Origin of the sequence: Paraburkholderia aspalathi (assembly GCF_900116445.1) — a bacterium.
GTDB lineage: Bacteria > Pseudomonadota > Gammaproteobacteria > Burkholderiales > Burkholderiaceae > Paraburkholderia > Paraburkholderia aspalathi.
On sequence record NZ_FPBH01000041.1, the window covers coordinates 29591 to 48594 of the forward strand.

Consider the following 19004-nt stretch of genomic DNA (forward strand, 5'->3'; position numbering starts at 1 on the left):
CTTATTCAACCAGGAACTGGCTATGGCTGAGAACAAACCCGGGGTGAAGAAGCGCTTGCCCCTTGAAGGAATAACGGTTGTCGATTTTTCGCGTGTGCTGTCCGGGCCGTATTGCGCGATGACGCTGGCTGACCTCGGAGCACGCGTCATCAAGATAGAACGTGTGGGCACCGGAGACGATACGCGTGCCTTTGGTCCGTTCGTCGAGAACGAATCGGCGTACTTCATGTGCTTCAACCGCGGAAAAGAAAGCATTGCGCTCGACTTCAAGTCTCCACGTGACCGCGAACTTCTCGACCGTCTGCTGGATAAGGCGGACGTGGTGGTCGAGAACTTCCGGCCCGGCGTGATGGAGCGGCTCGGCTACGGCCCCGAGCAATTGGCAAGGACGCATCCGCACATTGTCTATGCTTCGATTTCGGGCTTTGGCCACACCGGTCCGTTCAAGGATTTACCCGGCTATGACACCGTCGTGCAGGCCATGGGCGGCGTTATGAGTCTGACGGGCTGGCCCGACAATCAACCGGCACGTGTGGGTACGGCGTTCGGAGATCTCGGTGCCGCGCTATTTGCCGTGATAGGGATCCTGGCGGGGCTATACAAGCGCTCTAAAGATGCACAAGGCACGCATGTGGACATTGCGATGCTCGATTGCCAGGCGGCGTTGATGGAAACGGCGTTTGCGAGATTTGACGTCGAAGCAAAGGTGCCCACGAGGACTGGCGACGCCCATCCCTCGCTCGCGCCGTTCGAAAGCTTTGCTGCGCAGGATGGCCGATTCATTATCGCCGCGGGCAACGATCAGCTTTTCCTGTTGATGGCCGATGCCTTGGGCGTGCCGGAAGTGGCGCTCGACCCGCTGTTCCTGACCAATGATCTCCGCGTGCAAAACCGGCCCGCCATGATCGAGACCGTTGAGCGGGTGACCCGCTCCGCGCCGGTCAGCGTCTGGCTCTATAAGTTGAACGAGGCTGGCGTGCCCTGTGCACCGATCAACACGATCGACAAGGTCATCGATCATCCGCAACTGCACGCGCGCAACATGTTCATTCATGTCCAGGGCAAGTCCGAGCGGAAAGTAAAAACAGCCGGCAATCCGGTCAAGATGAGTACCTCGCCAGACGAGGATGTCACGGTAGTCAGAAAAGCGCCGGCGGTGGACGAGCATCGCGAAGCAATTCTGGCTGAGTTGATGGCTTCATCAGGCGCCTATGCGTCGCAAGCGGATGCTGAATCAGACAACGATCCTTTGAAGCGCTCGATAAGCCTTCCCGCATAACGCCTCACATTTGAACTGACAGGTGAATATATGTCGAACGATGTTTCAGCAGTGCGTGGCGCATCCGCTAAACAAACCAGCGTGCAAGTGATCGACGCGAATGCCGATACCGCAGGGGCCACGTCGGAAAACGGTGCGTACGAAACCATCAAGATCGACCGAAGGGAGCGCGTCGGTCTGATCACGCTCTATCGCCCGAAGAACCTGAACGCGCTCAACGTTCAGATGTCACGCGAAGTGCTCGCAGCGCTTACAGCTTTTGACCAGGACGACGGAATTGGCGCCATCGTGATCACCGGCAATGGGCGCGCATTTGCGGCAGGGGCGGACATCGAGGAAATGGTCGACAAGTCCTTCGCCGACTGGCACGCGAAAGATCTTTTCGCCGAGTGGGACCGCATTGCGACGATTTCGAAGCCCATCATCGCGGCTGTGGGTGGCTATGCCCTCGGCGGCGGATGCGAACTGGCGATGGCGTGCGATTTCATTATTGCGGCCCATGATGCTCAATTCGGCCAGCCGGAAATCAAGCTCGGAATTCCGCCAGGTATTGGCGGTTCGCAGCGCTTGACGCGTGCGGTCGGAAAGTCGCTTGCAATGGACCTGATCCTCACGGGCCGGAACTTGCGCGCCGATGAAGCACTTGCAGCCGGTCTCGTTGCGCGCGTGGTTCCCTCGACCGACTTGCTGCAAACGGCGCTCGAGACAGCGCACACCATCGCCGGTTACAACCTGCCTGCCGTACGGCTTGCAAAGGAGGCCGTCAATCGGGCATTCGAGACGCCGTTGAAAGAGGGTGTTCTGCATGAGCGCCGGCTCTTCCACGCCGCGTTTGCGACCGAAGGTCAAAAGGAAGGCATGTACGCATTCCTTGCCAAGCGCGCTCCTGTATTCCGCCATCGATAGGTCATGGTTTTTCGTTAGTAACGTGGGATGGGCGCAAGTGCCACTATGCGCCTAGTTTCTCCATCAGGAAGTCCACGAAACAGCGCACACGTGACGACAGATGGCGGCCGTGCGGATATAGCAGGATGAACGGTCGCGAACATCCGCCATACGGCTTGAGCATTTCCTTGAGCGTTCCGTCAGCTATGTCTTTCTCTACGATGAACCGATAGGTATGAAACACGCCTGCTCCATGGCGCGCCAGGGTGACGCCGGCAAGCGCATCGCCCGATGATCCATGACGGCCGTGCGTAGTGATCTCGTCGAGTTCGCCATCTCGATTGAATACCCAGGGCAGGTTGCGGCCGGTGCTCGGTAACTCGAACTGAATGCAGTTGTGATTGATTAAATCGTCCGGCGTTTCCAGTTTGGCCGCTTTTCGCAGATAAGTCGGTGATGCCACGACTACCGTTTCCGCGTCTTCGAGTTTTCGGGCAATCAGACTCGAGTCCCGTGGAGTACGACCCCGGATTGCCAGATCGAATGGTTCGTCCGCAAAGTCGATGTTACGGTTGCTCAGATGCGTTTCGACGGTGACCTCCGGGTAGCGCTCATGGAAGTCTGCCAAAAGGGGAAGGACGCGATAGTGACCGTACGGCGTTGGCATGCTGATTCGCAGCACACCCGCCGGCGTTGTCTGTTGCCCGGTAGCTTCTCGTTCTGCATCCACGAGATGACTTAGCGCCAGCCGACACTGCTCGAAGTACCGGCTCCCCACGTCGGTGAGCCGGATCTGCCGCGTGGTTCGGACAAACAGGCGTGCACCGAGTCGTTTCTCGAGACGCGCCACCGCACGGCTGACGGCTGCAGGTGTAACGCTTGCGGCGTTCGCAGCGACAGTAAAACTACCCAATTCAGCTGCCAGACAGAACAGTTCGATACTGCCTACAAGGAGGTCATCAAATTGACGCTGCATGGTTTCTCACGGTGGTTGTTATCTGCCAAACAGATAGCCGTATATTTTCTCTTCGCTTGTTAAGCGTGCAAAACGGTGCGAGGGTGGGACGTTGATCATGCTCCTGAACGCATGGACGATGTGATGGGTCTTCGCTGAAGTATTGGGCAAACGCGGATTGCCTTAGCGGTTAGTCAGACTATGTATGCCTATCCCTAACGGAGAAGTGATGACGCTTACCACCAGACAACAATCGATCAAGGATGAGTTCATTCGTGTGCGCAATACCTGGGCACCGCAGTGGGAAAGTATTCTTCGCAACGACTGCGATTTCCTTCACGCTTACCTGAAGCTCTCAGCCGTACCGCTGTCGCACAACCGTCTTGAGGACAAGGTCAAGGAGTTCATCTACATTGCCGTCAATGCATCCTCGACGCACCTCTTCGCTCCCGGCATCCAGATGCATCTGAAAGCGGCGCTGGATTTTGGCGCTACACGTGAAGAACTGATGGAGGTGCTCGAGTTGACCAGTACGGTCGGTATTCACGCTTCGAACGTGGCGATGCCCATTCTCGCCGAGGTGCTTCAGGAAGAAGGTCTGCGAAAGCCGGCGGGGTCTGACAATAGTCGTCTTCAAGCGTTGAAGCGGCATTTCACCGAAGTACAAGGGTATTGGGATCCCATATGGGACGATGCGCTGGAACTCGATCCGGATTTCTTTGAAGCGTATCTCGAGTTCTCTTCGGTTCCGTGGCAGACCGGTGTGCTCGCGCCGAAGGTCAAGGAGCTGGTGCTGTGTGCGCTCGATATCGCCGCCACGCATCTTTACAAGCCGGGCATCAAGATCCATATGCGCAACGCAATTCGCCATGGGGCAACTGCCGAAGAAATCATCGAGACTGTCGAAATTGCCAGTGTTATCGGAATTCACGGTGCGCTGATTGGAACTCCGATGCTGGACGACGCAATCGCGGCGGCGCGGGCTTCGTGAATTTGACGGGAGGTAGATCGTATTTCCTCCATCGCGGACTGGCAACTTCGGTGACAGTCGAATAGCCGAAAAAAGGCGCACGTCCGAGAGCGTGCGCCGCGACAACAGAAGGGCAGGGTTAGGAGGAGACTCCCTTCATGCCGCAAAGAGAATAAACGCGAGCACCCGATGCATTGTCTGCATCCTGTCGACGTGGTGCATCACGCTACCGAAATGTCGTGCCACAGCTTGGCCACAATCATGAAGGAGCCGTCGACATACGCCCAGTTCAAGTGATCGATAAAAACCTTGTCGTGAATGCGCAGGCGAACCTTGGTGACCGAAGTATCGGCTGACAGAAAGTCTGCGGAGATCAAGGTGTCGTCACGCGGTTGACCCTTGCTCATTGGCGACACACGTTCGGCGATCACGCGGCGGTAGTCGGCAATCGGGGCGACGGTCAGTTTTCCATCGTCTGTGTCAAACAGACTGCAACTTGTGTGGAAGACCCGATCAAATTTTTCCAGATCGCACTCGTGCAGCGCCTGGAAGTAAAGATCGACGGCTTCGACAAGCGCGGGCATTTTCTCGATAGACATACGGGCTTTCCTGTTGATTTCGGTGACTAAAAGTCCACTGCCTGGAACTGGAACGATCGCATTTCGCGAGCAAGAATATGCGACATGTGCGTCGCAAGCAACTCATCGCCGGAATATCAGTTTTTCCAGGTGGGAAGAAGAGATCCGGAATTGGACCCATCACGCTCAATGATGTTTATCTGGATGCATCCCGTCTCTACGGACAGACACGCCTGACTTGTTCTAACCGAGCAAGAGTGTTTGTCCTCGGCGGGTATTCAAACGCGATGGCAGAGAACCTAGGATTCACCATATATCAGCGCCGCTGGCCGGTGCTCCTTTGCGTCAATCACCGTAAGGCGGAAAGACATGCCTATTGTTACGATTCAGATCACCCGCGAGGGGACCACGCCCGGCACAACTTCGGTCACGGCGGAAGAAAAGGCCCGCTTGATCAACGGTGTCAGTCACCTGCTGCTCGACGTACTAAACAAACCTCTCGACGCGACGTTTGTTGTCATCGAGGAAGTGGAAACGGAGAACTGGGGCTGGGGTGGGCTGCCGGTAGACGAGTATCGCAGGCAGCGGGGAAGCAAACCGGGCTGAGGGCCCGTGGAAGGCCCATGATCGACTGGCTTAGCCGCTTCATTCCGTCGCCCATTTCGGTAAGCTGGTCCGAGCGTATTCGTTCGTGCGTGGGAGCGCTGATCGGCATTACGATCACCGGCATCACCATGCGCAGCTTCAATCAGAGCGGTGCATTGGTGCCATTCCTGGTCGCCCCTATGGGTGCGTCGGCAGTCTTGCTCTTCGCCGTGCCGGCAAGTCCAATCGCTCAGCCGTGGTCGTTCGTTGGCGGGAATCTGATTTCCGCCACGATTGGCGTGACCTGCTCGCAATTTATCTCTGACCCCGTCCTCGCGGCAGCTGCTGCAATCGCGTTTGCGCTATGCGCGATGTTCGCGTTCAGATGTGTGCATCCTCCTTCTGGCGCCGTCGCGCTCACGGCCGTGTTGGGAGGAGCTAACGTTCACGCTCTCGGATATGGCTTCGTGTTTGCGCCGATCGCTGTGCAATCTTTGATCATGCTAGCGTGTGCGATTGTCTATCACGCGCTCACCGGACACCGTTATCCCCATACCCGGCACGACAGCAGTGCCACAAACGACCCCGGCGAGTCGCGCCGAGAGATCTCCCGCGTTGAACTGGAGTCCGCCTTACGCCGACACGGGGAACTCCTCGATATCGGCACCGACGATCTTGCCTCGCTACTGCAGGAAGTACAGATGCTGGCTTACGCGCGCAGCTTCAGCGAACTGACATGTGGTGACGTCATGTCGCGCCCGGCCATCTACATACCAACCAGGACCTCGGTCAAAGCAGCACATGACATTTTACTTAGACATAGCATTAAAGCGCTTCCGGTAACCGACGAATCGGACCGGGTCATTGGCATTGTCACGCGGGCGGATGTTCGTGGACGTGAAGAAACCGCCAGCATTGCTGAGGCCTGCGATCGGTGTCTCGAGCGCGGGACTGTTCGCAATCAGGAGACGCTAGTCGATAGTTTAATGACAACACCGCCGGAGACTGTCGAAGCTGGAACATTATTGATAACGGTTGTGCCGATGTTCGCGAAGCACGGACATCACCACATACCCGTTGTCGACTCTCATGGCCGGCTCGTCGGAATGATGACCCAGGCCGATGTTGTTTCTGGCCTCTATCAGCACAGTCACGCGTTCACTGACATGCAACGCGCGGCATGACGTTGGGCGACGTCTCGTGGCTATCTACTTTTGCGATACCCCTATCGCGACAAACCGCCTATGCGTTCCGGAAACATTGCTAAGCTGTTCTCCTACGTGATACGTCAACAACCCGAACGTACGAACGCCGCCATTGGGTCCGTCGGACTTTCGATGGGACCATCAGCGATGATGGCAGCCGCCGGATTTTTGCATCCGCGACAGTCCCGGTCACGGGGGATGTTCGCTTTGTGAATCTATCAGCGAGGTAGGAGATGGACCAGCTATACATGTTGCGGACTTTCGTTGCAGTCGTACAGCATCGAAGCTTTAGCAAGGCTGCCGCGTCGTTGGGCGTGACCACCGGCTCGATCTCCAAAGCCATCACAAGACTCGAAGCGAGTATCCAGACGCGGGTTCTGTATAGAACAACTCGAACTGTTTCGGTGACAGACGCGGCGCAGTCGTACTATCTGAGTTGCTGCCGTCTCCTCGAAGAACTTGACGAAGCAAATCGCCGCATTGCGCAGGAGCGTGAAATCGACAGCGGAAGATTGCGACTCGTCGTGCACCCGATGCTGGTGAGCAAGACGCTCTCTCGACTTGTGTCGAACTATCACGCTATCGCTCCGAACGTGAACCTCATGATCTCCGTTCAGGAGGGAGCTGTGAATCTGTATGACGGCCATTTCGACGTGGCGATTCTTCCACCTCATCTTGTCGAGCAGTCTGCGGTCATTCGCCGTACGTTATCCACGTCATCGCACATTTTCGTTGCCGCACCGGGTTACCTTGAACAATGCGGTACACCCGAGACAGCTTCGCATTTGGCCGCGCATTTCCTTCTGGTGGACCCCGCCTCGAGGCAGAAGGGCACGAATTTCATCGATCTGCTGGAAAACGGGAAAAGCGTGAGTGTGCTCCCAATGTCGTCCATGGACGGTAACGAAGTGCTGCTTCGAGCGGCAGCGCTTACAGGTACCGGCATCGCGAGCTTACCTGAAGCGATGGTTCGGGAAGACATTGCCACCGGGCATCTCACGCACATCTTGCCGCAGTGTTCCACCTCAGAAAGCGGTGTCGAGATATGCCTGTTCTACTCACACCGCGAACTGCTTCCTGCAAGACTCAGGAATTTCGTCGACTTCTGCACCGAGTTTTTTCGCTCGGGGCCCCGAGATATCCCCAATGAGATCGCGACGATTTCACAACCCTTGGGCCGCAGCGCTGAGCGCACGCTAACAGCGGCCTGAGATCATCGCGCAGCCTGCTTTCAAATGCGACTGCGACCGTGAACTCAAATTTGAACGATGGCGAAAATGGTCCGTTGTCTCATCGCGAGCCGTCAACTGATGGTAAGGACACTCCCATGACATTGAAAGACGGTGTATCTGGGGGCCGTGTCACGCCTGAAGACTACAAAACCGTCGAGGCAGCACAACGTACCCAGATTGAACGACGCCGGTATCAGATGTACCCCCGTTTGACGGAAGCGCGGATTGCCAAGGCGGCTCGCTTCGGGACGACGGAACATTGGAAGGCCGGCGACGTTATGTTTCGCGCTGGAGAGCAGAGCGAAGGCATGAGAATCCTGACGCGTGGGACGGTCCATCTGATCGTACGAAACGGGTTCGGCCAGTCTCACCTTTTTCAGGAGGTCAGTGAGGGACACTTTCTCGGGGAGACGGCAACCCTCAGCGGCAAACCCTACCTCGTCGATGCGATTGCCATCACTGACGTCGACGCGTTCCTCATCTCGCCTGAGCAACTCCGGTCGCTTCTGATTGCGGAAGCTCAGCTTGGCTCGGAGATCATGCGCGCGTTCATTCTCCGACGCGTCGGACTGATTCAGGACGGCAGTGGTCCGATTCTGATCGGGTCTTCAACCGATCCGAGACTCATCGTCCTCGCGGATATGCTACGACGCACCAATCACCCGCATCGGATTCTTGATCCGGTCACGGACGACGAGGCTCGCGATTTCCTTTCGAAAACACCGTACGTAGAAGGAAAGATGCCACTGGCCGTGCTGGTTGATGGCGCTATCCTGCACAATCCTGACGAAACACTCCTCGCGTCGAAGCTTGGTCTCCTGTGCGGCTTCGATGAAGCTGACACGTACGATGTCGTTATTGTTGGCGCCGGTCCAGCCGGACTTGCAGCAGCCGTGTACGCAGCGTCAGAGGGGCTATCCGTGCTGGTTTTCGATTCAAAGGGGTTTGGCGGACAGGCCGGTGCAAGCGCCAGGATCGAAAATTATTTTGGGTTTCCAACCGGCATTTCCGGTCACGTTCTCGTGAGCCGCGCATTTGAGCAGGCGGTTAAATTCGGAGCGGAAATCGTCATACCTACCGAAGTGGCAAAACTGCACTGCACGGAATCGCCCTTGAAGGTCGAACTCCGCGATGGGCGGTGCGCGCGAGCGAAGACGGTCGTTATAGCATCCGGTGCCGCCTATCGCCGCCCGCAGATTAAGGGTTTAGATGAGCATGGGATTCATGGTGTCAACTTTTGGGCGTCGTCGATCGAGGGGCGCCTCTGTCAAGGCTCGGAAATCGTGCTTGTGGGAGGGGGAAATTCCGCTGGACAGGCAATCGTCTTCCTGGCGAGCTATGCAGCACATGTACATGTGCTCATTCGACGCGAGAGCTTGCGCGACACCATGTCGAGGTATTTGATCGATCGCGTAAGCTCGATCGCCAACGTGACGATTCATAATAATGCCGTCATCGAGTCTATAGTGTCTGACGAGGACGGCCTGACGGAGGTTCATTTCTGCTCGACTGGCAGTTGCACGCGAATCCCGACTCGCCACCTCTTCCTTTTTACCGGTGCTGATCCAGCCACCGGCTGGCTACGTGGCTGCGGCGTGGAAGTTGATGACAAAGGTTTCGTCATAACCGGCCGCACGGGTTCGACGGAGTCGGCGCTCGCCCGCTTCGCCTTCCAGACAAGTGTTCCAGGCGTTTTTGCAATCGGCGACGTGCGCTCGACGTCGATCAAGCGCGTCGCATCCGCCGTCGGGGAGGGGGCTGCTGTAGTGTCGGAAGTCCATACGCTATTGGCGGCCGAATAGCAATCGCAAGCAATGGATCGGCAATCTATTGCAGGCGAGGCAACTTCGACAATTCCAATCCGGGCTGAACGATCAGCCAACTTGTGGAGCGACTAAATGACATTACGAGTGCCCGACCTTTCCCGGTATCCCAAAGCGCAATTGCGCGACGGACCTTCACCGATTGTGGCGCTCCCAAGATTGAGCCAGCACTTGGGCGGCGCTGAAATCTATGTCAAACGGGAGGACGTTGACGGCCTTGGGGGCGGAGGCAACAAGCTGCGCAAGCTCGAATTTCTGATCGGTGAGGCGCAGGCGGCCGGCGCGGACACGATCATCACGGTCGGCGGCCGGCAGTCAAACCATGCTCGGTTGACAGCAGCGGCGGCCGCGCGCGTAGGAATGAAATGTGAACTGGTGCTCTCAAGGCTGGTTCCGATCGAAGACGACGACTACGTCGAAAATGGCAATGTGGTGCTGGATCGTCTCTTTGGCGCACTCATTCACGACATTCCAGGAAACGTTGGCGCACTGCAGGTTGCGGAAGAGCGAGCCGCAACGTTGCGCGGCGAGGGACGAAAAGTTTATGTGTGTCCGCTCGGTGGATCGAGCCCGGTAGGCTGTTTGGGCTATGTTTCCTGTGCACTTGAGATTCTTGACCAGTCCACGAAAAGCGGCATTCTCTTCGACCATATTGTTGTTGCGAACGGCAGCGGCGGCATGCAAGCGGGGCTTGTGGCCGGTGCTATCGCTGCTGGTGTGTCGCCAACGAAAGTGGTGGGGTATACGGTTCTTGCGCCGCTCGAAAAAGCTTATGCCACGACTTTTGAAAAAGCGCAGCAAACGCTTGACCTGATCGATTCAGGCTTCACGGTTTCCAGCGACGACATTGTTCTCCATGGTGATCAGCTCGGGAACGGCTACGGGTTACCTACCAGTTCAATGCGCCGGGCAGTTACGCTTTTGGCCAGTCAGGAAGGTCTTCTACTAGACCCGGTATATAGCGGCAAAGCGTTCGCGGGTCTGATCCAGAGCGTCGAGAACGGAATATTCGGTGCGGGACAAAAAGTTCTGTTTCTCATGAGTGGGGGGACGCCTTCGCTGTTTGCCTATCGCACCACGTTTGAGTCCGCACTGCGCTGACGCATATGTGACGCCCAGGAACAATTGAATTGCCACCGACTGCAATAATTTCGCGTCGAAGCTCGTCCAGAATACGAGGCATTCCGATCGCGACCGAAACGCCATCGTGCGGCATCTGGAGGGCAAGCATTCGCGATTCGGCTAACGCTGAAACAGGCGCCTTTTTGACAGGACAGTGTTATGGATGTTGCCGATCTCAAGGCATTTGAAGCGGTTGCTCGCCACGGGAGCATGAACAGGGCGGCCGTCGAGTTGCATACTGTTCAGTCCAACGTAACGGCCAGGATCCGTTCACTGGAAAGAGAAGTGGGTGTAGCGCTCTTTCAGCGGCATGTCCGCGGTGTGAGTATGACGCCGGCGGGTCAGCGCATGCTTCCCTACGCGGCGCGAATTGCCAAGCTCGTTGCCGACGCCCGCGTGGCGGCCATGGACGACGGTCCGCCGCGCGGTTCCCTGGTGCTGGGAACCATGGAAACCGCAGCGGCTCTGCGGCTCTCGCCGATAGTAAGCAACTTCGCGCGGATGTATCCGCAGGTCAGACTGTCGCTGACAACTGGAACCAGCCGCAGCCTCGCGGTGGATGTCGCGGAATGCCGTCTGGATGGGGCGTTCATAGCAGGTCCGCTCGACCACCCGGAGCTTCATAGCGAGACCATTTTCCGTGAAGAGCTGGTGCTGGTGACGCCTCGCAGCATATTCTCACTGGAGTCTTTGACGTCGATCCCGCACCTGAAGACGATTGTGTTTCGCGTGGGCTGCTCGTATCGGCATCAGCTGGATGCGCTGCTTCTGGAGAGGGGAATTCTCGTGACGGCGCTCGAGTTCGGCTCGCTGGACGCAATCATCGCGTGTGTGGCGGCCGGTATCGGAATCACGTTGCTGCCGCGGGGCGTGGTCGCGGCGGCAGCGCAGCAGGATATCGTTGCGATCCATGAGATCTCGCGCGAGAAAGCTTGTGTCGAGACGCTTTTCATCCGACGGCATGACGCCTACATTTCGAGTGCCATGCGTGCTTTCGTCGAGGTGTCGCGCTCGGCGCTCGGGCCTTTGATGGCGGCGGCGTAAGGGGCGACTTGCGATTTTCGCAGACGCACTTCCTGCTTCCCCTGCATAGTACGTACATGCGAGGCCATTTCGGCGCTGGCTAATATTGTCTGAGTTTGAAAGGAGAGATTGCGATGGCTGCTGCACCTCTAACACTTGGCATCGACCACGTCGGCTTGACGGTCCGGAATTTGAACGTCACTCGGGACTTTTTCGTCAACGCCCTGGGCTGGACGCAGGTTGGTGAAAGACCAGCCTATCCGGCCGCTTTTGTGTCCGACGGGCACGTCATGCTGACACTCTGGGAGGTCAAGGATCTGGCGAATCGTGTGGAGTTTGACCGCAAGGCGAATGTCGGTCTACATCACCTCGCGCTGCGGGTTGGCAGTCAGGAGGCGCTCGACGCCATTTTCGCGCAGGTTTCCGCATGGCCAGGTGTAGTGGTTGAGTTCGCACCGGAGAACCTGGGCGAAGGACCCAAGCGTCACACGATGGTGTACGAACCGGGCGGCATCAGACTTGAGTTCGACTTCGATCCGCGAATTCAGCCTGCTTGAGTTGATCTGAGGCGCTGAGGAAGTGGTTCTGGCAATTCGAAGTTTACCCAAAGCGAGGTTTCAATCGTGAGCAAAACCGCCCAGCGGATTTTTTTGATTACCGGTGCGAGCTCCGGGTTTGGCCGCGCTTTGGCGAAAGCCGCATTGGCCGCCGGCAACATTGTGATCGGTACGGTAAGAAACCATCCCGCGAAAGTTGAATTTGAGGGATTGCACGCGAACCATGCGCACGGCGTACTCCTCGACGTGTCTGATTTCGATTCCATCGATGCCGCGATCAATGAAGTCGCCCAGCGCTTCGGCCCGATCGACGTTCTCGTGAATAGCGCGGGATATGGTCATGAAGGCATTCTCGAGGAATCACCGCTCGAGGAACTGCGTCGACAGTTCGATGTGAACGTGTTCGGCGCCGTGGCGATGATCAAGGCCGTGCTCCCGTCAATGCGCATACGACGTACCGGTCACATCATCAATATCACGTCGATGGCGGGGCTCGTTACATTTCCCGGCATCTCATACTACTGCGGTAGCAAATTTGCGCTTGAAGGGATATCGGAAGCCCTGGAGCAGGAAGTGCGCAGCTTCGGTATCAAGGTGACGGCTGTCGCGCCGGGCGCGTTTCGAACAGATTGGGCTGGGAGATCGATGGTGCGTACGGAGCACAGCATCGACGACTACGATACGGTGTTTGCGCCGATCCGCCGTGCCCGTTTGGCGAAAGACGGGAAGCAACCGGGGGACCCTGCTAAAGCGGCGAAGGTCCTGCTGGACCTGATCGACGAGGATGTCCCGCCGGTCCACCTCGTGCTGGGCGATGACGCGTTACGCGTGGTCCGGGACAAAATATCCGCATTGAGCCGTGAAATTGACGCATGGGAATCCGTTTCGAAATCTACGGGGTTCTCGTGAAAGCGTATCGGGATGTTATGGCGGAAATCCTGCCGCGAAAGTTTCCCTAAGATAGGTGACAAACAGTTCGACAGCGCGTGGTACGTGCGGGGTGTAGGGCCGAACCACATAGAGTTGCTCGGCAAAGGTGCCTATCGGTCGCCAATCGGGCAGGAGAACAACAAATTTCCCTGATTGAATCGCGGCCTGTGCCGTGAAATCGGGCAGTAACGCGATGCCCAGATCGTCAAGGGCGGCGTCTCTCAATGCTTCGCTATTGTTAGCGGAAAGAGGGCCGTTTACCGTGATCATCAGAGGAGCGGAGTGCGTGCGTCGCGCCGTTCTGCGTTCGAACGACCAGATTCCAGACCCTAACGCACGAGGGTAAAACAGGCAATCGTGAGCGGAAAGATCCGCGGGTGATTCAGGCAGGCCTCGACGCTTCAGGTAAGCGGCTGTCGCGACGATCACGGATTGCGTCTCGCACAGCTTCCATGCGACATGAGTCTCTGGAACCTGGGCGCTGTGTCTGATGGCGAGATCGAAGCCCTCGGTGGTGATCGAACTCAGACGGTCAGACGCTTCAAGTTGTACGCGTACTTCGGGATTTGCCCGTAGAAACGCAGACATTCTCGGTACCAACTGCTGCCGCGTGAACGCCACCGGCGCCGTTACCCGGATCAACCCGCGTGCAACGCCCGCCATCTCCCGTACCGTCGCAAAGCTCGTTGCAATATGCTCGTACTCCAGACGCGTGTTGTCGACGAGCCGCTGCCCGGCCTCGGTGAGTCGTACGCTGCGGGTGGTACGTTGCACCAGTGCGACGCCTGCGGCTCGCTCCAGTTCCGCGATGCGCTGGCTCATTGCGGCTTTGCTCACACCAAGGCGAGCAGCCGCCGCGGTGTACGTGCCTTGTTCGGCAAGAACCGTCAACCAGTGCAAATGCGTCCAAAGGCTTTCAACCTTTTGCGTGTTCATGTGCTTTTTGTTCACCATTGAAAACAATCATTTCAATCTTAGCGTCTTTGCATGGGCAATGGAGACTCCTAAACTTCATTCACCACCCATCAACCAAGGAATCGAGATGCAAGCGTTCAATGACACAGCCGACGTCACCCACTTTATTCATGGCGAGCGAGTACGTGGATCAGGCGTGCGTACCCAGGCGATTTTCAATCCTGCCACGGGCGAACGGCCACGCAAACTTGTGCTGGGCGACGTCGCAGATGTTGACGCCGCTGTGGCAAGCGCCAAGGCTGCATTTCCGAAGTGGAGCAATACGCCGCCGATTCGCCGGGCTCGCGTCATGCTGCGGTTTCTTGAGTTGATGAACAGGCATCGTGATGAGCTGGCTGCAATCATCACAGCGGAACACGGAAAAGTCTTCTCTGATGCTCAAGGCGAGGTGGCGCGCGGTATCGATGTCATCGAATTCGCGTGTGGCATTCCGCAACTGCTTAAGGGGGACTACACGGAGCAGGTTTCAACCGGCATGGACAACTGGACAGTACGTCAGGCGCTAGGCGTTGTCGCAGGCATTACGCCGTTCAACTTCCCGTGCATGGTGCCCTGCTGGATGTTTCCTGTTGCAATTGCGGCCGGCAACGCATTCATTCTGAAGCCAAGCGAGAGGGACCCGTCGGCGTCGTTGTTCATGGCAAGACTGATGAAAGAGGCAGGCCTGCCCGATGGCATTTTCAACGTGGTTCAGGGTGACAAAGTCGTTGTGGATGCGTTGCTGGCACACTCGGATGTGAAGGCGGTGAGTTTTGTTGGATCGACGCCGATCGCCAATTACATCTACGAAACGGGCGCGAGGAACGGTAAGCGCGTGCAGGCGCTGGGCGGCGCCAAAAACCATATGGTAGTGATGCCCGATGCCGACATCGATCAAGCTGTCGACGCACTGGTTGGTGCTGGGTACGGTTCTGCCGGCGAGCGTTGCATGGCTATTTCGGTTGCTGTTCTCGTAGGCGATGTTGCTGACAAAATCATTCCGAAGCTTGCCGAGCGTGCGCGCAGTCTCATTGTGAAGAACGGCATGGAGCCCGATGCGGAAATGGGGCCAATCGTTACGCAACAGGCGCTCGAACGCATCGAAGGGTACATCGCGATTGGCGTCGACGAAGGTGCAAAGCTGGTTGTTGACGGTCGCGGCCTTAAGGTAGACGGCTTCGAGGGCGGTTTCTTCACGGGCGGCACGCTGTTCGACAACGTCACGCCGGAGATGCGGATTTACAAGGAAGAAATCTTTGGACCCGTGCTTGCCTGCGTCCGTGTGAAGGACTTCTCGGAAGCGGTCGATCTGATCAATGCTCATGAGTTTGGCAATGGTGTGGCGTGCTACACGCGGGACGGGCACATCGCTCGCGAATTCGGTCGGCGCATCGAAGTAGGGATGGTCGGAATTAACGTGCCCATTCCGGTTCCGATGGCCTGGCATGGTTTCGGTGGCTGGAAGCGCAGCCTGTTCGGCGATACGCACGCATACGGCGAAGAAGGTGTTCGCTTCTATACAAAGCAGAAGTCGATCATGCAACGTTGGCCGGAAAGCACGGAAAAGGGTGCCGAATTTGCAATGCCTACGGCGAAGTAGACTAACTGGCATGGCATGTGATTGGACGCCGCACGCAGCACGGTGCGGCGTTTTTCTTTGTGTGAAGTCGTGGCCTGGCAATGAGTTAAACGCCCGGTCTGCAATCGGCACTTTGAACCCGGTACCTTGACATAGATTTACGCCACGATGGAAAGAGAGTTTTTCCCGCCCACCGGTTGACGGTACGTCCAGCCGAACTGAACACTCGTATAGGTTGTATTCCAGAGCGAGAATCAGATTGGGGGCGATATGAATTTCTCATCGTTAGAAATATTTTGTGCTGTCGCCACCGAACAGAGTGTGACCCGGGCGGCTCGTCATCTGGCCCGTGTTCAGTCCAATGTAACGATGCGCGTGCAACAACTGGAAGAGGAGTTGCAGGTCCAGCTTTTTTCCAGAAGTGGAAAACGGATGAGCTTGACGCCGAGTGGCCGAACAATGCTGGGCTATGCGCAACGGCTCTTGTACCTCGCAGAAGAAGCAAGGCTTGCGATGAGTCCGGAGCAGCAGCCCGGACGATTGAGCATCGGCGCTATGGAAAGCACGGCAGCGGCGCGCCTTCCGGCACTGCTCTCGAAGTACCACAGCAGGTGGCCGCAGGTCGAGCTGGAGATTTCGATCGGTACGTCACGTTCACTGGTCGATGATGTGGAGAGAGGGCATCTCGACTGCGTTTTTGTCGCGGATAGTAGTTTTCCGGGCACGCGCGATCCGCGACCAAAGTTCGCTGCGCGCGGGCTACGCGCAACGCGCGCATACCGGGAGGATCTACTGCTTGTGTTGCCGCCCAACCATCCAACGGTAAACCGGCCTACGGATCTCAGGATCAAAACGCTGGCCGCTTTTTCCGATGGTTGTGCCTATCGGAACGTACTCGAGCAATGGTTGGGTATCACTGGTCTGGAGACGGGCGGTGGCTGGAAAGTCACGGAGCTTGTTTCGTATCACGCCATTCTGGCCAGCGTTGCGGCGGGTTCGTGTTTCGCACTTTGCCCGAGGTCCATTCTGGATTTGCAGTGTGTTCCGATGGATATTTACGCGCAGAAATTCGCCACGATCGATACGTATCTGGTTGCACAAGCGAGCTATGAGAGCAGCGCTTACAAAGAGCTGCTTCAATTTCTTCAGACTGCGATGTACTCGGAGCCCGGAGGCACCAACAACTGATAAACACGCCTGGCGAGCGTGTCTCACCCCCAACGGCGGGCGTTTGCGACCATTCACTGCACCCTATCTATCTAAGAGATTACTGGTATCAAAACAAATCGTTTCTTGTGCTGCGATCTGAGTAGCAGTATTACACCTGTGATTGCAGACGAGACAGATTCGTTGACGAAAAAAGCGAGGAGACGACGATGTTTGAGCGATACGAGCAACTTAAATCGATACTTGGTGTGGATCATCCGATACTGCTTGCGCCGATGGACCGGGTGGCCGGCGGCAGGCTTGCCGCAGCGGTCACTGACGCAGGCGGGTTCGGAATAATAGGTGGCGGGTACGGCGACGAGACGTGGCTGCGGGAGGAGTTTGCCGCAGCACGTGGGGCCCGGATCGGGGTGGGGTTCATTACATGGAGTCTATCCAGGCAACCGCACCTTATCGATGTCTGCATTGAACATTCACCCGCCGCAATCATGTTTTCGTTCGGTGACGCGAGCAAACATATCGAGCGAACGAAGAAGGCAGGAATTCTCGCGATCTGCCAGGTTCAGACTGTTGCGATGGCACGTGAGGCGGTTAGCCAGGGCGCGGATATTATCGTCGCTCAAGGTGCAGAAGGCGGCGGTCATGGCGTTGCCTGCGGCACGATCTCACTTGTTCCAGCTGTCGTCGACGCAGTGGGTGAGATGGTGCCGGTGGTTGCGGCCGGCGGCATCGCCGACGGCAGGGGTTTTGCAGCGTCTCTTGCGCTTGGCGCCTCGGGCATCATGTTGGGAACCCGCATGTACGCAAGCGAGGAGGCGATTGGACACGACGATGCCAAACGACGGATCGTCGACTGTACGGGCGGCGAGCAAACCATCCGTGGGATTCTGTTTGATATAGCACGCGATAACGTTTGGCCGGCGCCGTACACGGGCCGGGTGCTGCGAAACGAGTTCTCCGAAAAGTGGGTTGGGCGTGAGCGCGAACTGTTTCAGCAAATACATGAGGAGCGGGCGAGGTATTCAAGTGCTCGAGAGAATCACGACTACGATACCGCTGCCGTGATCGCGGGCGAATCTGCTGCCTTGATCCACGATGTACTGCCGGCCAGATTGATAGTCGGAAACATCGTCAGGGAGATGGACGCGATACTTGGCTACTCCCTCTACGCGCAAAATCGGACGGTGACGTCATCAACGTAATCGCCGCCCGGCTGCTCGCGGTTAGCGTAGGTTCGAGTGCTCCATTAGATGTAGGGAGCACCTCGCAAGGGATGGTAGTTAACTCCGGAATACGCAAAACTCCTGTCAGTTTGCTTCACAACCGGACTTGTATCGAGGTTCGCAGGCTAGGCCTGGTCGGCGACGAGCAGGTAGACCTTAGTGTACATGGGGGCCTTGAGAAGGCTGTGTACATGTATCCGGTCGAACACTATGAGTGGTGGCGAGAGCGCAGGCTGGAAGCAGGCATTGCCGGTGCCGCCGACCCGCTGCCGTTTGCCGCCGTGGGAGAGAATTTGACGACCTGTGGGCTGCTCGAAACCCAGCTCTGGGTCGGGGACCGAATATTGATTGGTGACGTCGAATTTCGCGTCGAGTCGCCCCGGAATCCCTGCTACAAGTTTAATGCCGTGATGGGCTATGTACGCGCTGCCAAACATATGATAACGAGCGGGTACTCCGGTGTTTACTTAAGCGTGTCCAAGACCGGTTTTATTTCAGCGGGCTCGCCGATTCAAGTGATTCCCGGTCGTCGGCAGGAGTCGATAAACGCAGTGCTGGACCTGCGACGCAGCCGCGCGCGGCACGAACCGTAAGGCGTACATTGCGTCCGCGTCTGAAGCCATCAGAGTAGTGGCTGTTTGTGATTGAGACCGAACCAGATAACTCGATTCCGGCGACGAAATAGTCCCGGAAACTATTGGCCGTTGAGAAACAGCAAAAACCGGGGCACGCGAGCAGACTCTTTTGTGCGGCTCCGTTGGCGCAGCGACCGCATTGACGAGGATCCTGGTGTGGCAGGGTTATCTCTGGGATAGATAGCGGTATGTAATACCTTCGCTTGATGTTCGACTCAAACGGTGCGAGTTTGTATTACTGGATTGAGAACCACAATGTCACATTGAACTCGACATCAGGGTGAGGAAACAATTGGATTGTC

18 protein-coding genes are annotated in these 19004 nt (G+C 57.0%); 15 read left to right on the top strand and 3 right to left on the bottom strand.

Annotation, left to right across the window (positions count from 1 at the left end):
* Positions 1-22: 22 nt before the first annotated feature.
* Both BM438_RS39140 and BM438_RS39145 read left to right on the top strand, forming a co-directional pair.
* The gene (locus BM438_RS39140; RefSeq protein WP_093645797.1) at positions 23-1279 is read left to right on the top strand and encodes a CaiB/BaiF CoA transferase family protein; all 1257 of its coding nucleotides are present in this window, start codon (positions 23-25) and stop codon (positions 1277-1279) included.
* A gap of 30 nt (positions 1280-1309) precedes the next feature.
* Positions 1310-2185, top strand: coding sequence for an enoyl-CoA hydratase-related protein (locus BM438_RS39145; RefSeq protein ID WP_093645799.1), 876 nt, complete (start codon positions 1310-1312; stop codon positions 2183-2185).
* A gap of 43 nt (positions 2186-2228) precedes the next feature.
* Here the strand turns inward: BM438_RS39145 and BM438_RS39150 are convergent, their stop codons facing one another.
* The gene (locus BM438_RS39150) at positions 2229-3140 is read right to left on the bottom strand and encodes a LysR family transcriptional regulator (RefSeq protein ID WP_054035910.1); all 912 of its coding nucleotides are present in this window, start codon (positions 3138-3140) and stop codon (positions 2229-2231) included.
* A gap of 208 nt (positions 3141-3348) precedes the next feature.
* Here BM438_RS39150 and BM438_RS39155 point away from each other — a divergent pair, with 208 nt between their 5' ends.
* Positions 3349-4110: a carboxymuconolactone decarboxylase family protein gene (locus tag BM438_RS39155; RefSeq protein ID WP_093645801.1), complete on the top strand. Its 762-nt coding sequence runs from the start codon at positions 3349-3351 to the stop codon at positions 4108-4110.
* Positions 4111-4310: 200 nt separating this feature from the next.
* Here the strand turns inward: BM438_RS39155 and BM438_RS39160 are convergent, their stop codons facing one another.
* Positions 4311-4688, bottom strand: coding sequence for a nuclear transport factor 2 family protein (locus tag BM438_RS39160; RefSeq protein WP_093645804.1), 378 nt, complete (start codon positions 4686-4688; stop codon positions 4311-4313).
* A 348-nt stretch (positions 4689-5036) separates the two neighbouring features.
* Here BM438_RS39160 and BM438_RS39165 point away from each other — a divergent pair, with 348 nt between their 5' ends.
* From BM438_RS39165 to BM438_RS39200, 8 genes are all read left to right on the top strand, one after another.
* Complete coding sequence (locus BM438_RS39165) at positions 5037-5273, top strand: tautomerase family protein (protein WP_093645806.1); 237 nt, start codon at positions 5037-5039, stop codon at positions 5271-5273.
* A 17-nt stretch (positions 5274-5290) separates the two neighbouring features.
* Positions 5291-6436: an HPP family protein gene (locus tag BM438_RS39170; RefSeq protein ID WP_093645808.1), complete on the top strand. Its 1146-nt coding sequence runs from the start codon at positions 5291-5293 to the stop codon at positions 6434-6436.
* Between the two features lie 269 nt (positions 6437-6705).
* Positions 6706-7668, top strand: a complete 963-nt coding sequence (locus BM438_RS39175) for a LysR family transcriptional regulator (protein WP_267914069.1) — start codon at positions 6706-6708, stop codon at positions 7666-7668.
* A gap of 116 nt (positions 7669-7784) precedes the next feature.
* Entirely contained in the window at positions 7785-9491 is a 1707-nt protein-coding gene (locus BM438_RS46800) for an FAD-dependent oxidoreductase (RefSeq protein ID WP_093645812.1), read from the top strand.
* A gap of 96 nt (positions 9492-9587) precedes the next feature.
* Positions 9588-10613, top strand: a complete 1026-nt coding sequence (locus BM438_RS39185) for a D-cysteine desulfhydrase family protein (protein ID WP_093645814.1) — start codon at positions 9588-9590, stop codon at positions 10611-10613.
* 180 nt (positions 10614-10793) lie between these two features.
* Positions 10794-11678: a LysR substrate-binding domain-containing protein gene (locus BM438_RS39190; protein ID WP_093645817.1), complete on the top strand. Its 885-nt coding sequence runs from the start codon at positions 10794-10796 to the stop codon at positions 11676-11678.
* A 113-nt stretch (positions 11679-11791) separates the two neighbouring features.
* Positions 11792-12214 carry a VOC family protein gene (locus BM438_RS39195; protein WP_093645819.1) on the top strand — a complete coding sequence of 141 codons (423 nt, stop codon included), beginning with the start codon at positions 11792-11794 and terminating at the stop codon, positions 12212-12214.
* Between the two features lie 66 nt (positions 12215-12280).
* Positions 12281-13123, top strand: coding sequence for an oxidoreductase (locus BM438_RS39200; protein WP_093645821.1), 843 nt, complete (start codon positions 12281-12283; stop codon positions 13121-13123).
* 15 nt (positions 13124-13138) lie between these two features.
* Here BM438_RS39200 and BM438_RS39205 read toward each other — a convergent pair whose 3' ends face one another.
* Positions 13139-14080, bottom strand: coding sequence for a LysR family transcriptional regulator (locus BM438_RS39205; RefSeq protein ID WP_054036077.1), 942 nt, complete (start codon positions 14078-14080; stop codon positions 13139-13141).
* 106 nt (positions 14081-14186) lie between these two features.
* Between BM438_RS39205 and BM438_RS39210 the strand changes: the two genes are divergently transcribed.
* From BM438_RS39210 to BM438_RS39225, 4 genes are all read left to right on the top strand, one after another.
* Complete coding sequence (locus BM438_RS39210) at positions 14187-15698, top strand: CoA-acylating methylmalonate-semialdehyde dehydrogenase (protein ID WP_093645823.1); 1512 nt, start codon at positions 14187-14189, stop codon at positions 15696-15698.
* 249 nt (positions 15699-15947) lie between these two features.
* A complete protein-coding gene (locus tag BM438_RS39215) occupies positions 15948-16865 on the top strand; it encodes a LysR family transcriptional regulator (protein ID WP_093645825.1) in 918 nt (305 codons plus the stop codon).
* A 188-nt stretch (positions 16866-17053) separates the two neighbouring features.
* A complete protein-coding gene (locus BM438_RS39220) occupies positions 17054-18046 on the top strand; it encodes an NAD(P)H-dependent flavin oxidoreductase (RefSeq protein WP_093645827.1) in 993 nt (330 codons plus the stop codon).
* 71 nt (positions 18047-18117) lie between these two features.
* The gene (locus BM438_RS39225) at positions 18118-18660 is read left to right on the top strand and encodes an MOSC domain-containing protein (protein WP_093645829.1); all 543 of its coding nucleotides are present in this window, start codon (positions 18118-18120) and stop codon (positions 18658-18660) included.
* Positions 18661-19004 lie beyond the last annotated feature (344 nt).